Origin of the sequence: Bradyrhizobium sp. IC4060 (genome assembly GCF_020193715.1) — a bacterium.
Taxonomy (GTDB): Bacteria; Pseudomonadota; Alphaproteobacteria; order Rhizobiales; family Xanthobacteraceae; genus Bradyrhizobium; species Bradyrhizobium yuanmingense.
In genome coordinates this window covers 238,541-253,860 of record NZ_JADYVJ010000008.1, presented here as the reverse complement: position 1 = coordinate 253,860, position 15,320 = coordinate 238,541, and the positions used below count along the sequence as shown (strand labels likewise).

At 65.6% G+C, this 15,320-nt stretch carries 12 protein-coding genes and 1 riboswitch; of the genes, 8 read left to right on the top strand and 4 right to left on the bottom strand.

The window, feature by feature from the left end:
• Positions 1 to 105: 105 nt before the first annotated feature.
• The 3 genes from I6F16_RS25155 (at position 106) to purH (ending at position 5,086) form a co-directional block, all read left to right on the top strand.
• On the top strand, positions 106 to 1,452 hold the full coding sequence (locus I6F16_RS25155) for a transcription antitermination factor NusB (protein ID WP_225174077.1): 1,347 nt from the start codon (positions 106 to 108) through the stop codon (positions 1,450 to 1,452).
• A 157-nt stretch (positions 1,453 to 1,609) separates the two neighbouring features.
• Positions 1,610 to 3,328 carry a heparinase II/III family protein gene (locus tag I6F16_RS25150; RefSeq protein ID WP_036002964.1) on the top strand — a complete coding sequence of 573 codons (1,719 nt, stop codon included), beginning with the start codon at positions 1,610 to 1,612 and terminating at the stop codon, positions 3,326 to 3,328.
• A gap of 59 nt (positions 3,329 to 3,387) precedes the next feature.
• A riboswitch (ZMP/ZTP riboswitch) is annotated at positions 3,388 to 3,469 on the top strand.
• A 24-nt stretch (positions 3,470 to 3,493) separates the two neighbouring features.
• On the top strand, positions 3,494 to 5,086 hold the full coding sequence (purH, locus tag I6F16_RS25145; RefSeq protein WP_225113171.1) for a bifunctional phosphoribosylaminoimidazolecarboxamide formyltransferase/IMP cyclohydrolase: 1,593 nt from the start codon (positions 3,494 to 3,496) through the stop codon (positions 5,084 to 5,086).
• Positions 5,087 to 5,206: 120 nt separating this feature from the next.
• Here the strand turns inward: purH and I6F16_RS25140 are convergent, their stop codons facing one another.
• Entirely contained in the window at positions 5,207 to 6,592 is a 1,386-nt protein-coding gene (locus tag I6F16_RS25140; protein WP_036024247.1) for an MFS transporter, read from the bottom strand.
• 100 nt (positions 6,593 to 6,692) lie between these two features.
• Here I6F16_RS25140 and ggt point away from each other — a divergent pair, with 100 nt between their 5' ends.
• Entirely contained in the window at positions 6,693 to 8,444 is a 1,752-nt protein-coding gene (gene ggt, locus I6F16_RS25135; RefSeq protein WP_225113170.1) for a gamma-glutamyltransferase, read from the top strand.
• Positions 8,445 to 8,474: 30 nt separating this feature from the next.
• Here the strand turns inward: ggt and I6F16_RS25130 are convergent, their stop codons facing one another.
• Complete coding sequence (locus I6F16_RS25130) at positions 8,475 to 9,140, bottom strand: glutathione S-transferase (protein WP_036002974.1); 666 nt, start codon at positions 9,138 to 9,140, stop codon at positions 8,475 to 8,477.
• Between the two features lie 151 nt (positions 9,141 to 9,291).
• On the opposite strand from I6F16_RS25130, the gene I6F16_RS25125 reads away from it, so the two are divergent.
• From I6F16_RS25125 to panE, 4 genes are all read left to right on the top strand, one after another.
• Positions 9,292 to 9,888, top strand: a complete 597-nt coding sequence (locus I6F16_RS25125; protein ID WP_109141984.1) for a DUF2239 family protein — start codon at positions 9,292 to 9,294, stop codon at positions 9,886 to 9,888.
• Positions 9,889 to 9,976: 88 nt separating this feature from the next.
• The gene (locus I6F16_RS25120; protein ID WP_225113169.1) at positions 9,977 to 11,326 is read left to right on the top strand and encodes an MATE family efflux transporter; all 1,350 of its coding nucleotides are present in this window, start codon (positions 9,977 to 9,979) and stop codon (positions 11,324 to 11,326) included.
• A 101-nt stretch (positions 11,327 to 11,427) separates the two neighbouring features.
• The gene (locus I6F16_RS25115; RefSeq protein WP_193374950.1) at positions 11,428 to 12,036 is read left to right on the top strand and encodes a 2-hydroxychromene-2-carboxylate isomerase; all 609 of its coding nucleotides are present in this window, start codon (positions 11,428 to 11,430) and stop codon (positions 12,034 to 12,036) included.
• A 99-nt stretch (positions 12,037 to 12,135) separates the two neighbouring features.
• A complete protein-coding gene (gene panE, locus I6F16_RS25110; RefSeq protein WP_225113168.1) occupies positions 12,136 to 13,059 on the top strand; it encodes a 2-dehydropantoate 2-reductase in 924 nt (307 codons plus the stop codon).
• A gap of 90 nt (positions 13,060 to 13,149) precedes the next feature.
• Here the strand turns inward: panE and I6F16_RS25105 are convergent, their stop codons facing one another.
• Together I6F16_RS25105 and I6F16_RS25100 are read right to left on the bottom strand one after the other, a co-directional pair.
• Complete coding sequence (locus I6F16_RS25105; RefSeq protein ID WP_225113167.1) at positions 13,150 to 13,746, bottom strand: c-type cytochrome; 597 nt, start codon at positions 13,744 to 13,746, stop codon at positions 13,150 to 13,152.
• Between the two features lie 198 nt (positions 13,747 to 13,944).
• Entirely contained in the window at positions 13,945 to 15,219 is a 1,275-nt protein-coding gene (locus I6F16_RS25100) for a PQQ-dependent sugar dehydrogenase (protein ID WP_036003007.1), read from the bottom strand.
• Between the last annotated feature and the right edge of the window lie 101 nt (positions 15,220 to 15,320).

The window sequence follows — 15,320 nt, the reverse complement described above, 5'->3', positions numbered from 1 at the left end:
CGCAAGCGATTCTTACATTTGGCATATTCGCGTGTCAGAGATCGCCTTCTCAAGGCATGCGCCCATCGCGGCGGAACTGCCGCTCGTTCAGAACCTTGCTTCCGCATGCCATCTCAACGTTTCGTCCCTCCGTCCGAAGTGCCCGGCCTTGCGGCGCGACGGATTGCCGCCGACATCGTCGACGGCGTGCTGCACAAGCACCGCACGCTCGACGACCAGCTCGACGGCGGCGGTGCCCATCCCGGACTGAAGACGCTGGCCGACCGCGACCGCGCGCTGATGCGGCGCCTGGTCGCCACGGTGCTGCGCCGGCTCGGCACGCTCGGCCATGTGCTGTCCCGCCTGCTCGACAAGGGCGTTCCCTCCGACGCGCCACGCGCGCAGAGCGCACTTTTGATCGGCGCCGCCCAGATCCTCTGGATGGACGTGCCGGATCACGCCGCGGTCGATCTTTCCGTCCGCCTCGTGCAATCCGACCGCCGCGCCGCGCGCTATGCCGGGCTCGTCAACGCCGTGCTGCGCCGCTGTGCGCGCGAGGGCAAGGCGCTGGTCGAGGAGGTCGCGACGCAATCACTGGATCTGCCGCCATGGCTGCTCGCGCGCTGGAGCGCTCATTATGGCGAGGCGATCGCACGGGACATGGCATCGGCGCTCGGCCACGAGCCCTCGCTCGATCTCACGGTGAAATCGGATCCCGCCCAATGGGCAAGCCGCCTGCATGGTGAGATGCTGCCGACGGGAACGGTGCGGATGCTGCTGCATGGTGCGGTAACCATGCTGCCCGGCTTCGCCGAAGGACAATGGTGGGTACAGGACGCCGCCGCCGCGTTGCCCGCCCGGCTGTTCGGCGATGTCAAAGGCAAGTCCATTGCCGATCTCTGCGCCGCCCCTGGCGGCAAGACCGCGCAGCTGGTGCTCTCGGGCGCGCAGGTCACGGCGATCGACCGCTCGCCGGCACGGGTGGCGCGTTTGCGCGAAAACCTGGCGCGGCTGTCGCTGCAGGCCGAGACCGTCGTCGCTGACGCCGTGGAATGGGCCGGCCCGGCGGAGGCGTTCGACGGTATTCTGATCGATGCTCCCTGCACCTCCACCGGCACGATCCGCCGGCATCCCGACGTCGCATGGCTGCGGCAGGACTCCGACATCGCTACCCTGGCCGCGCTCCAGCAGCGGCTGCTGCGCAAGTCGGTGTCGCTGCTCAAGCCGGGCGGAACGCTGGTCTATTGCACCTGTTCGCTGGAACCCGAGGAGGGCGAGCAGGCGGTGGCGGCACTGCTCGCCGCCGAGCCCGCGCTTCGCCGCGCTCCGATCGTGGCATCGGAGGTTGCGGGCCTCGACGAAATCCTCAACGGGGACGGCGACCTGCGCACCCTGCCCTGCCATCTGCCGAACGCCGATCCCAGGCTCGGCGGGCTCGACGGATTTTTCGCGGCCCGGCTCGTTAAATCCTGATTTTGCACTGGATTTTGCGACCACGACCCTGATTCGCGCCGTTCAAGGTGGTGTCAGGCGTCCGATTTTGGGATTAATAAGGATTCGTCACTGATCCTCTCCCCCATCAAGGCAAGGCGTGTCGGTCGCTCAACGCAGACGTATCTCGACGCTGGTCATGAACCGCTTCGCGCGGAACATGCTCGCGCGCGCGAGCGGCGGTTCCGTTGTGCTGTCGCGAGTCTGGCCCGGCCGCACCGACCGGCTGATTATCGCGCCGCATGACCTGCGGACCGCGGATGCGACTCGCGCTGCCGAGATCTATGCCGGTCGCTTCGTCTTCGCCGGCAAGATCGTCAATTGCCATGGCCGCTCGATCTTCGACCTCGAGCCGCCGTCGGAGGATTGGGAGGTTGCGCTGCTCGGCTTCGGCTGGCTGCGGCACTTGCGCGCCGCCGATACGGCGCTGACGCGGGCGAATGCGCGCGCGCTGATCGAGGACTGGATCTCGAATCCCGCCAACAAGCGCCGCCCCGTCGCGCGCCGCGCCGACGTACTGGCGAGGCGCGTGATTTCGCTGCTCTCGCAGGCGCCGCTGGTGCTGAGCGAGACCGACAACAAGTTCTACCGCCGTTACTTGCGGGCGCTGGCGCGCGAGATCCGCTTCCTGCGCTACACCATGGTCGACATTCCGGACGGGGTGCCGAAGCTGCAGGTGCTGATCGCGCTGTGCTATGCGTCCCTGTGCCTCGCCAACCAGACGCGTCACATCCGCAGCGCCTCCAAGAAGCTGTCGGACGAATTGCAGCGGCAGATCCTGCCCGATGGCGGCCACATCTCGCGCAATCCGGGCGCGCTGATCGAGCTCCTGATCGACCTCTTGCCACTGCGGCAGACTTTTGCCGCGCGCAATATCGCGCCGCCGCCGGCCCTGCTCAATGCGATCGACCGCATGATGCCGATGCTGCGCTTCTTCCGGCACGGCGACGGCAATTTCGCCCTGTTCAACGGCATGAGCGCGACCTCGTCCGACCTGCTCGCCACGCTGCTTGCCTATGACGACACCCACGGCGCGCCGATGGCGAACATGCCGCATACCGGCTTTCAGCGCCTCGATGCCGGCCAGACCACTGTGATCATCGACACCGGCCCGCCGCCGCCGGCCGGCGTCAGTCACGACGCCCATGCCGGCTGCCTCTCGTTCGAATTGTCGTCCGGCATCAGCCGCATCGTCACCAATTGCGGCATGCCGACCACCGGCCGCGACAATTGGCGGCCGTTCGCGCGCAGCACGGCGGCGCATTCGACGCTGACCTATCACGAGTCGTCGTCATGCCAGTTCGTCGAGATGTCGGCGATGAAGCGGCTCCTGCACGGCGCGCCCGTCACCAGCGGCCCGGTCGAGGTCGAGAGCTATCGCGAGGTCGTGCAGAACGGCACGTTGCTCACGACCTCGCATGACGGCTATCTCGCCAAGTTCGGCGCGATCCACCGCCGCGTGCTGATGATCGCCAATGACGGCGCGCGCATCGACGGCGAGGACGCGCTGTCGCCGCCGCAGGGCGGACGCTTCAAGGGCGCCGATGCCGATTTCGCGCTGCGCTTCCATCTGCATCCCGCAGTGAAGGCAAGCCGGCTGTCGGATGCGCGCGGCGTCATGCTGGTGCTGCCGAACCGCGACGTCTGGACCTTCGAGGCATTGGACGACAAGGTCGATCTCGAGGACAGCGTATTCCTGGCCGGCAATGACGGCCCGCGCCGCACCGCCCAGATCGTGATCCGTCAGAACGCCCGCCAGGCCCCCTCGATCCGCTGGAGCTTTGTCCGCTCCACCGCCTCGCCCGCAGTGACCAATGCCCGCCGCAACGCCCGGCGCGAGCCGGAACTTCCGTTGTAAACAGGCGCGATCCGGCCCTATCTACCCGTTGAGAGCGACGCCAAAAGCTGCTATCGAGCGCTCGCTCGCGCGACTGGCGACCTTGGATGGAGCACCATCGGGAAGCGCGGGACATATAAGCCGCGCGCCTGGGCATAGACACTCCCTGAACAGAGGATCTTGCTCATGACTGACCGTCCCCGCCGCGTCACCCGCGCCCTTCTCTCCGTCTCCGACAAGACCGGCCTGATCGAGTTCGCCAAGGCGCTCGCCGCGCACGATGTCGAGCTGGTCTCGACCGGCGGCACCGCGAAAGCAATCGCCGCGGCCGGCCTTAAGGTGAAGGACGTCTCCGACCTCACCGGATTCCCCGAGATGATGGACGGCCGCGTCAAGACGCTGCATCCGAAGGTGCATGGCGGCTTGCTCGCGATCCGCGACAACAAGGAGCACGCGGAAGCGATGAAGGCGCATGGCATCGCGCCGATCGACCTGCTCGTCGTCAATCTCTATCCGTTCGAGGCCACCGTCGACAAAGGCGCGGGCTTCGAGGATTGCATCGAGAACATCGACATCGGCGGCCCCGCGATGATCCGCGCCGCCGCCAAGAATCACGACGATGTTGCCGTCGTGGTCGAGGCGCAGGACTATCAGGCCGTGCTCGACGAGCTTGCCGCCAACAAGGGCGCGACCACGCTAAAGCTGCGCCGGCGGCTCGCCGCGAAGGCCTATGCCCGCACTGCGGCGTATGACGCCGCGATCTCGAACTGGTTCAACCGTCAGCTCGAGATCGACGCGCCCGACTTCCGCGCTTTCGGCGGCAGGCTGATCCAGTCGCTGCGCTATGGCGAGAACCCGCACCAGACCGCCGCCTTCTACGCGACGCCGGACAAGCGCCCCGGCGTCTCCACCGCGCGGCAGCTCCAGGGCAAGGAGCTGTCCTACAACAACATCAACGACACCGATGCCGCCTATGAATGCATCGGCGAGTTCGACGCCAAGCGCACCGCGGCCTGCGTCATCGTCAAGCATGCCAATCCCTGCGGCGTCGCCGAAGGTCCGAACCTCGTCGAGGCCTATCGCAGGGCGCTGGCCTGCGATTCCACCTCGGCCTTCGGCGGCATCATCGCGATGAACCGCGCCCTCGATGCCGATACCGCGCGCGAGATTACCAAGATCTTCACTGAGGTCATCATCGCGCCCGACGCCAGCGAAGAGGCGATCGCCATCATCGGCGGCAAGAAGAACCTGCGCCTGCTGCTCGCCGGCAGCCTGCCCGATCCGCGTGCGCCGGGCCTGACCGCCAAGACGGTGGCCGGCGGCCTGCTGGTGCAAAGCCGCGACAACGCCGTTGTCGACGACATGACGTTCAAGGTCGTCACCAAGCGCGCGCCGACGGATGCGGAGATGCGTGATCTGAAGTTTGCGTTCCGGGTGGCAAAACACGTCAAGTCCAACACCATCATCTACGCCAAGGATCTCGCCACCGTCGGTATCGGCGCGGGTCAGATGAGCCGGGTGGATTCAGCGCGGATCGCCGCACGCAAGGCGCAGGATGCGGCGGCCGAGCTGAAGCTCGCCGAACCGCTCACCAAGGGTTCGGTGGTGGCCTCGGATGCATTCTTCCCGTTCGCCGACGGCATGCTCGCCTGCATCGAAGCCGGCGCCACCGCCGTGGTGCAGCCCGGCGGCTCCATGCGCGACGACGAGGTGATCAAGGCCGCCGACGAGCACGGCATCGCCATGGTGTTCACGGGAACGCGGCACTTCAGGCATTGAGTTGCTGTCATTCCGGGGCGCGCGAAGCGCGAACCCGGAATCCATTGTGCAGGGTCCCATGCGGAGAAATGGATTCCGGGCTCGCGCCAAGTGGCGCGCCCCGGAATGACGATGGGGATGCTAATCCCGCACCCGCATCAACAGCCCCAATCCCGCAACGAAGAACACCACCAGCACGGCCATGCCGGCCTTCTGGCTGGCGGTCAGCGCGGTGACCAGGCCGATCAGGAGCGGGCCGATGAAGGACGTCACCTTTCCCGTCAGCGCAAACAGGCCGAAATATTGCGCGATGCGATCCTTCGGCGCGAGATGGATCAGCAGCGTGCGGGAAGCGGCCTGGAGCGGGCCGCCGGCTGCACCGATCAGGCAGCCCAGCACGAGATAGGCGCGCTCGGCCGTACTCGAGAACAGGGCAGCGCCCGCTTGCGGCGGCGCGGTCTTGACGAACAGGACGCTGTCCTTGTCGACGAGGAGAATCGCGGCCACCGACAGCAGCAGGACCAGCAGGCTGCCGGCGATGACGCGCTTCGGCCCGAGACGATCATCCAGCTTGCCGCCGAACCAGGCGCCGAGCGCGCCGGCGATCGCGAGCATGATGCCGAACGTCCCGATCTGGATCGTATGCCAGCCGAAGGTGCCTGCGGCATAGATGCCGCCGAAGGCGAACAGCGACACCAGACCATCGGTGTAGATCATGTTGGCGAGCAGGAATGCCGCGAGCGATTTCTGCCTCGGCAGACTCTTGATCGACTGCTTCAGCTCCGACAGGCCTTCGCGCAACGCCTCGCCCAGCGGGCGCTTCGCCGGATAATCCGGCGTGAACAGGAACATCGGCGTCACGAAGATGATGAACCACAGCGCAGTCAGCGGCCCCGCGGCACGATCGCCCTGACGTGTGAGGGGATCGAGGCCGAAGAGCGGCGTGACGCCGAGCAGCGTGCGGCCGGTCTCGGGATTGGCGGCGAGCAGGCCGAGCACGATGATCAGGCTGACGATGCCGCCAATGTAGCCCGTGGCCCAGCCGGTGCCGGAGAGACGACCGATCCGCTCCGGCGGCACCAGCGTCGGCATCATCGCGTTGTTGAAGAGCGTGGCAAATTCCGCACCAACGCTGGCGAGCGCAACTGCGGTGAGCACCAGCGGAATGACGGCATGATCGCCGGGCTTGCCGATCCAGAGCGTGCAGGACGCCAGCACCAGCACCGTACCGAAACCTGCGATCCACGGTTTCCTGCGGCCCGAAGCGTCGGCGATGGCGCCGAGCACCGGCGACAACAGCGCGATCGCAAGGCCCGCGGCCGCCATCGCAAAGCCCCACAAGGATTGACCGGCGGCGGGATTTGGCGCAATGGCCGTCGCGAAATAGGGCGCGAACACGAAGGTCGTGATCAGCGTGAAATATGGCTGCGCGGCCCAATCGAAAAAGATCCAACTCACGACGGCGGCGCGCGGCGGATAGGTCCGCGCCACGCCGGCCATGCGCGCATCCGGAGCGATTGTCGTCATCACGCAGCACCCATCACGAACAGTTTTGCCTCTCTTAGAGCAAACGGTATAGCATTACAGTGACGGGTGTGAACCGGTGCAACGCCACGGCGGGAATTCGATGATGTCGTCATATTCGACACGGCGGAGATTTTTAGCCGCCATTGCCGTCCTGGTGCTCGGTCTCGCCCCTGCGACCGCTCAGGATGCAAGGCAGGGCTATGTTCCGCCCGCACGCGAGGCAGTGCGCGCCGTCGCCGCCGAGCACGGCATGGTGGTGGCGCAGGAGAAGATCTCTGCGCAGATCGGCGCCGACATCCTGCGGCGCGGCGGCAATGCCATCGACGCTGCGGTCGCGACCGGCTTCGCGATGGCCGTGACCTATCCGCGTGCCGGCAATATCGGCGGCGGCGGCTTCATGGTGATCCATTCCGCCGATCGCAATGAAGACATCACGGTCGACTATCGCGAAACCGCGCCGGCCGCGACCACGCCGCAGATCTTCCTCGGCGCCGACGGCAAGCCCGACGCGACGAAGTCACGGGATTCCGCGCTCGGCATCGGCGTGCCCGGCACCGTCGCCGGCCTTGCGCTCGCGCTCGAGAAATACGGCTCGGGTCAGTTCACGCTGGCGCAACTGCTGGCGCCTGCGATCGCGCTCGCACGCGATGGCTTCATCGTCAGCGACGACATGGCCGATACGTTGCCGGGCTGGCACCGGCGGCTGGCACGCTGGCCTTCTTCGGCCAGGATATTCTCGCGTCCGGATGGCACGCCGCTGGGCGAAGGCGATCGGCTGGTGCAGGGCGATCTCGCCGAAACGCTGGCGGCCGTCGCTGCACAGGGGCCGCGGGGATTCTACGAGGGGCCGGTCGCCGAGAAGCTCGCCAAGGCCGTGACCGATGCCGGCGGCATCATGACGCCGGCCGACCTCAAGGCCTATCAGCCGGTCATCCGCACGCCGGTGCGTGGCAGCTACCGCGGCTATGACATCGTGTCGATGCCGCTACCCTCATCCGGCGGCGTCGTGCTGATGGAGACGCTCAACATCCTCGAGGGCTTCCCTCTGGCCGATCTGAAGCAGGGATCAGCGGCGTCGCTGCATCTCTTGATCGAAGCCATGAAGCGCGCTTATGCCGATCGCGCCCGCTATCTCGGTGATCCCGCCTTCGTCAACGCGCCGATCGAGACCCTCATTGCGAAGGACTATGCCGCGAAGCTGCGCGCAAACATTTCCCTCGAACGCGCCACGCCGTCAAAAGAGCTCGTGACCTCTCCTGCCGCGCCACGTGAGGGCAGCAACACCACGCATTTTTCCGTCGTCGACACCCGCGGCAATGCCGTCAGCAACACCTACACGCTGAACTTCAGCTACGGCGTCGGCCTCGTCGCCGACGGCACCGGCGTGCTGCTCAACAACGAACTCGACGATTTCACCGCGGCAATCGGCGCCTCCAACGCCTATGGCCTGGTCGGCTTCGAAGCGAATCTTCCCGGTCCCGGTAAGCGGCCGCTGTCGTCGATGTCACCGACCATCGTGCTGAGGGACGGCAAGCCGGTGCTGGTGACGGGCTCGCCCGGCGGCAGCCGCATCATCTCGACCGTGCTGCAGGTGATCGTGAACGTGCTCGACTACGAGATGGATGTTGCGGCCGCGGTCGCAGCGCCGCGGCTGCACCACCAATGGCTGCCGGATGAAGTGCGCGTCGAGCGCGGCTTTCCCGAGGGCGTGCTGCTCGAGCTGAAGGCGATGGGGCACCTCGTCCTCGAGCCGATGGGGCAGACATCTGCCAACTCGATTCTGGTGACGCCGAACGGAACGCTGGGCGCAGCCGATCCGCGCACGCGCGGCGCGGAGGCGGCGGGGCAGTAACCTGCTCCCGGAATGACGGAGTAAGGGAGCTTACCGCCCGACCTGATACGGCCCGCCCTTCTCCAGCGCGCGCGCATAGGCAGGCCGGGCGTGGATGCGCTCCAGGAACGCCATCGCCTTGGGATGGCCCTGCTCGAGGCCGCCGCGAGCTTGGGCGGCTTCGAGCGGAAAGCTCATCTGGATGTCAGCCGCGGTGAACTCGCTGCCGGCGAACCATTCGCTCTTGCCGAGCTCGCCTTCCCAATAGTCCATGTGCTGCTTCAGCTGCGGATTGACCAGCGCGGTCAGCGCCTGGTTGGAGACTTTGCGCACCAGCGGGCGCAGCAAGGCCGGCGCACGTTTCGGCATCAGCGTGAACAGCAGCTTGAGCAGCAGCGGCTGCATCGCGGATCCTTCCGCATAGTGCAGCCAATAGGTGTAGCGCAGCCGCTCCGGCGTGTTCGGCGGCGGGATCAGCCGCCCGTTGCCGTAGGTGGCGATGAGATATTCGATGATCGCGCCTGATTCGGCGATGGTGTTGCCGTTGTCGGTGATGACGGGCGATTTGCCTAGCGGATGGATGGCGCGCAGCTCCTTCGGCGCGCGCATGTCCGGCTGACGCTGATAGCGCACGATCTCGTAGGGAACGCCCAGCTCCTCGAGCAGCCACAGCACGCGCTGCGAGCGGGAATTGTTGAGGTGGTGAACGGTCAGCATCGCGGGGTCCTCAAGGCTTGGTCGTGGTCATCGGCCGCGCCGTTGGTGCCAGCCCGGGAACACATTGTCGAGCCGTCGCTGCTGATATTTTTATCCGGGTATATTGACGCGAGTAATTTACCCGGGTATTAAGAAACCCAGCATCGTCAAAATGGCAATGATTCCAATGCAGAAATTTTTCACCGCTTTCCAGGGACAACGCCGCCTGGTGTCCGGGCCGGCTGGAGAGGTCGCGCTGGTCGTCAAGCGGGTGGCGTCACAGCCGGACGAGCCAATCATCATCTTCGAGGACGCCACGGGCCGATCGATCGACTTCGATCTGCGTGGTGGAGATCGCGAGGTGTTGGCGCGCTTGGCGAAGCTTGTCCCGCCGTCGGCTGAGGCGACCGAAGCACCCGCAGAGCCGCGCGGTCGCGGCCGGCCGAAGCTCGGCGTGGTCGCGCGCGAGGTGACCTTGCTGCCGCGGCACTGGGAGTGGCTCAACGCACAGGCCGGCGGCGCTTCGGTCGCGCTGCGCAAGCTCGTCGACGAAGCCAGGCGCGCCAGCGGCGACAAGGACCGCGAGCGGCAGGCGCGCGATGCGGCCTACCACTTCATGTCGACCATGGCCGGCGATCTGCCGCAGTTCGAGGAAGCCTCGCGCGCCCTGTTCGCGGATGACCGGCGACGCTTCACCGGCCTGATCGCCGACTGGCCGACCGACATCCGCGACCACATCGTCAAGCTCGCCTACAGCGACCGCGCTTAAACCGCGCGCCGCTTCTCACGCCCCATCGACGGCCGAGCCGCGCATTGCGCGGCAACGGCTTCGCACGCCCTGATGAAAGGCCAATGCCATGTCTGCCGCAAAGCCGCTCTGGACCACATTCCTCCGCTTTCTCGCACCCCTGATGCTGAGCAACGCGCTGCAATCGCTGTTCGGCACCGTCAGCAACGTCTATCTCGGCCAGATGGTCGGCGTCGGCGCGCTCGCCGCGGTCTCGGCGTTCTTCCCGGTGATGTTCTTCCTGTTCGCCTTCGTCATGGGCCTCAGCACCGGCGCCACCGTGCTGATCGGCCAGGCCTTCGGCGCCGGCGAGCATGGCCGGATCAAGATCATCGTCGGCACGACACTCGCCGTCGGCCTGCTGCTCTCGATAGCGATTGCACTCGTTGGCGGGATCTTCAGCCGGCCCCTGATGGTGATGCTCGCCACGCCCGCGGACATTCTCGATGAAGCCAGCGCCTATGCGCGCATCATGCTGTTGACGATGCCGCTCGGCTTCATCTTCCTGCTGATGACGGCGATGATCCGCGGCGTCGGCGATGGACTGACGCCGCTGCTGGCGCTGGCCTTGTCGACGGCGATCGGCCTGATCCTGACGCCGATGCTGATCCGCGGCACGTTCGGATTGCCGGCCGTCGGCATCACCAGTGCTGCCTGGGCGGCTGCGATCTCGAACACGCTGACGCTGATCGTGCTGGCTGCCTATCTGCTGCGGAGAAAGCACGCGCTCGCGCCGGATGCGACGCTGCTGCGTCACCTCCGACTAAACGGCGCCGTGCTCGGCAAAGTCCTCGGGATCGGCCTGCCGAGCGCGATCGGCATGGTGGTGATGGCGATCGCCGAGCTTGTGCTGCTCGGCCTCGTCAACGGCTTCGGCTCGAATGCCACCGCGGCCTATGGCGCCGTCAACCAGGTGATGGGCTACACCCAGTTCACGGCGATGTCGATTTCGATCGCGGTCTCGATCCTCGGCGCCCAGGCCGTCGGCGGCGGCGACCGGGCCCAGCTTGACGGCATCGTGCGGATGGGCCTTGCGTTCAATATCGTCCTGACCGGCGGGTTGGTGGCGCTGATCTACCTCGCGCCACGCGCGGTGCTCGGTATCTTCATCACCGACGGCGCCGTGCTGGATCTGGCGAAGGGATTGCTCAACATCGCCTTGTGGAGCTCGGTGCCGTTCGGGCTCGCCACGGTGTTCTCGGGCGCAATGCGCGGCGCCGGCGTCGCGTTGACGCCGATGCTGCTGTCGATCTTCGCGATCGCCGCAATCGAGCTGCCGGCTGCAATCATCCTCAGCCACACGGTCGGCCTGACCGGCGTGTGGGCCGCCTATCCCATCGTGTTCTGCGCCATGTTGATTCTGCAGATGGGCTATTACCATCTGGTGTGGCGCAAGCGGGCGATGCAGCGCCTGATCTGACGGTCAAAGTATTATGACCGTCATTAAACGATAGACCTGTGGCGCGGCCTGCGCCACAATGAGAAAAAGCCGCTCAGAAAGCCAGGCCAGGGAGAATGATTTTGACCCGCACCGCCCCGCAATTCCTGTTCGATTTCGGTAGCCCCAACGCCTATCTCAGCCATCTGGCGATTCCAGCCATCGAACAGCGGATCGGCGTCAAGTTCGAATATGTGCCGATCCTGCTCGGCGGCATCTTCAAGTCGACCAACAACAAGTCGCCGGCCGAGACGCTCGCCGGCATCAAGAACAAGCGGGAGTTCCAGCAGGTCGAGACCGAGCGCTTCATCAAACGCTTCCATGTCCAGCCCTATGTCTGGAATCCGCACTTTCCCGTCAACACGCTGAACCTGATGCGCGCAGCCATCGCAGCGCAGCTCGAGGGCGTGTTCGAGACATATGTCGAGGCCACCTTCCACCACATGTGGCGCGAGCCGAAGAAGATGGACGATCCCGAGATCGCGGCGAAGGCGCTGGCGTCGTCTGGTCTCGATGCGCAAAAGCTGTTCGCCCGCGCCGGGGAACCCGAGGTGAAGGCCAAGCTGATCAAGAACACCGAGGAGGCGGTCGCCCGCGGCGCCTTCGGCTCGCCGACCTTCTTCGTCGGCAATGAAATGTTCTTCGGCAAGGAGCAGTTGCGCGAGGTCGAGGAGATGGTGTCGGGAAAGTGAAGCGCGCGAATGGCGGGTAGCGAATAGCGAGTGGAAATCGCGCCCACTATTCGCTACTCCCTATTCGCCATTCGCTAATAATACAAGCGGAGTTCTCCCATGCGCATCCTCGTGGTCGGCGCCGGCGCCATCGGCGGCTATTTCGGTGGCAGGCTGTTGCAGGCCGGCCGCGACGTGACCTTCCTGGTTAGGCCTCGCCGCGCCGACGAGCTCGCGAGCGCCGGCCTCGTTATCAAGAGCCCGAACGGCGATGTGACCTTGAAGAACCCGCCGACGGTTCAGGCCGACGCAATCAAGGACACGTTCGACGTCGTGCTGCTCAGCTGCAAGGCATTCGACCTCGACGATGCCATCAAGTCGTTCGCCCCCGCGGTGGGGCCGAACACCGCGATCATCCCGATGCTCAACGGCATGAAGCATCTCGACACGCTGGACACGAGGTTCGGCAAGGAGCGCGTGCTCGGCGGCCTCTGCGCCATTGCGGCCACGCTGAACGAGAAGCGCGAGGTGGTGCAGCTCCAGCCGATGCAGTCGCTCAGCTACGGCGAGCGCGACGGCGGGATGTCGGACCGGGTGAAGGCGATCGACGAGGCCTTCAAGAGCGGCATCCATGGCGCCAGCGCCAGCCAGAACATCATGCAGGACATGTGGGAGAAGTGGGTGTTCCTGTCCTCGCTCGCTGCAAGCACCAGCCTGATGCGGACGTCCGTCGGCAATATCCTCGCCGCGCCCGGCGGCCGCGATTTCCTGCTCGGCATGCTGGATGAGACCAGCGCGGTTGCCACGGCGTCCGGCTATCCGCCGGGCGGCCCGTTCTTCGATCGCGTCAAAGGCAATCTCACCACCGAGGGCTCGCCGCTGACGGCGTCGATGTTCCGCGACATCAAGGCCGGCCTGCCTGTCGAGGCCGATCACGTCATTGGCGATCTCATCGCGCGCGCCGACTCCGCCAAGGTGCCGGTGCCGAAGCTGCGCATCGCCTATACGCATCTGAAGGCGTATGAGAGGCAGCGGGCGGGGTAGGGCGTAACCACACATTCGGTGTCGTCCCGGGGCTCGCGACTGTGTCGCGCCCCGGGGATGACGAGCTGCGATTGACGAAACAGCTCAGCGCTATTTCAAGTGCGCGAGATAGTGCGAGACGGCGGTGATCTCCTCATCGCTCATGTGATAGGCGACGTCGGCCATCGCGGCGACGCCGCCGCCGACACGCTGGCCGGCCTTGTAATCGTGCAGCGCCTTGACGAGATATTCCTCACGTTGCCCCGCGAGCCGCGCCACCGCCTTGGTGCCGGCATAGCTGTCGGTATGGCATGAGGCGCAGCGGCGGCCGGCGGCCACCTGCGCCCCCTTCTTCGACAGGTCGGGATCCCCGTCTTCGGGTCCCTTCGGCGGCGCCAGCGAGGCGAAGTAAGCGCCGAAATTGCGGATGTCCTCGTTGGTGATCCCTTCCACGATCGGCTGCATCTGATCGTTCTTGCGCGCGCCGGCGCGGAAGAACACGAGCTGCCATTGCAGGAATTGATCGGGCTGGCCGGCGAGCGAGGGGATGTTCTCGGTCTGCGAAATGCCGTTCTCGCCGTGGCAGCCGGAGCAGGCGGCGGCCTTCTCCTTGATCGCGGCATTGTCGGCGGCTTCGGCTGGGATGAAGGCGCCGAGCATCAGGAGCGCAACCGCGCTGATTGCGTACGAAATGAACTGCCGGCGCATGGGGGAGGATTCCGATCTATCGAGCTCGTCATTCCGGGGCGCGCCGCTTGGCGCGAGCCCGGAATCCATAACCACGAGTCGGGGTTATGGGTTCCGGACTTGCGCGCAAGTGGCGCGCAATCCGGAACGACAGTTTGGGGCGTTAAACAAACGAGGCTGCGGCCGTCACCCGGTCGCAGCTTTCTCCGTCAGGTCGCGCTACTTCTTGCTGTAGCTGATGCGATAGATCGCGCCGGCCCAATCGTCGGCCACAAGGATTGATCCGTCCTTGGCGATGATGATGTCGTTGGGACGGCCGAGATAGCCCTGGTCACCCTCGAGCCAGCCGGAGGCGAAGACCTCCCGCTTCGGGTTCTTGCCGTCAGGCCCGACGATCACCCGCACGATGCGCGCGCCCTGGTACTTGTGGCGATTCCAGGAGCCGTGCTCCGCGATCAGGATGTTGTTCTTGTAGTCGGCGGGGAACTGGTCGCCGGTGTAGAACTTCATGCCGAGCGGTGCGACATGGGCACCGAGGTTCAGTACGGGCGGCGTGAACTCGGAGCATTTGTGGCCCATCGCGAACTTGTCGTCAGGCAGATTGCCCTGATGGCAATAGGGATAGCCGAAATGCTCGCCGATCCGGTTGATCATGTTCAGCTTGTCCGAGGGCAGATCATCGCTGATCCAGTCGCGGGCATTCTCCGTGAACCAGAGCTTGCCGGTGCGCGGATCGACGTCGCCGCCGACCGAGTTGCGGACGCCGAGCGCCCAGATTTCGGCGTTGCCGGTCTTGGGATCGACGCGCCGGATCTGCGACACGCTGGTCGGCGGAATGCCGATGTTGAAGGGCGGGCCGAACGGCAGGAAGAACCAGCCTTCCTTGTCGACCGCGATGTACTTCCAGCCATGCGCGGCATAGGACGGCATGTCGTCATAAACGACCTTGCCTTGGCCGAGATTGTCGAGATTGGCTTCGGCGTTGTCGTAGCGGATCAGCTTGTCGACGGCGATGACGTAGAGCGCGCCGTCCTTGAAGGCGAGACCGGTGGGCATGTTGAGGCCCTTGAGGACGGTCTTGACCTCCTTCTTTCCGTTGTTGTCCTTGATGGCATAGACGTTGCCGAGGCCGAACGAGCCGACGAACAACGTGCCCTTGTCGCCCCAGGCCATCTGCCGCGCGGCCAGCACGCCCGAGGCGTAGACCTCGATCTTGAAGCCCGGCGGCAGCTTGATCTTCTTGACGATGTTGGCGAGCTCGGCGTCGGAGGCGCCGGTCGGCGGGCCCGACGGCGGCGCGAGGCCCTTCTGCGCCTCGGTCTCGTCACCGAGGAACCAGTCATCCGGCGGATGGGTCCAGAACTCCTTGGTGCTGGAATCGTATTTCTTCAGCGGCTTGTTCTTGTCCTGCTGCTGCGCGTTGCCGGCGCCGGTCCCCGCGAGAAGGGCCACGGCTGCAAGCGCCAACACGGATCGATGGAACATCGATGTCATCGCATCACTCCCCTAAGGCAGCCATCAGGGCTGCGCGTTATTTTGTTTTGCTAGTCGAGAGGCGAAGTCTTGAGCCCGTCGGGACGACAGGCGCAAAAAGG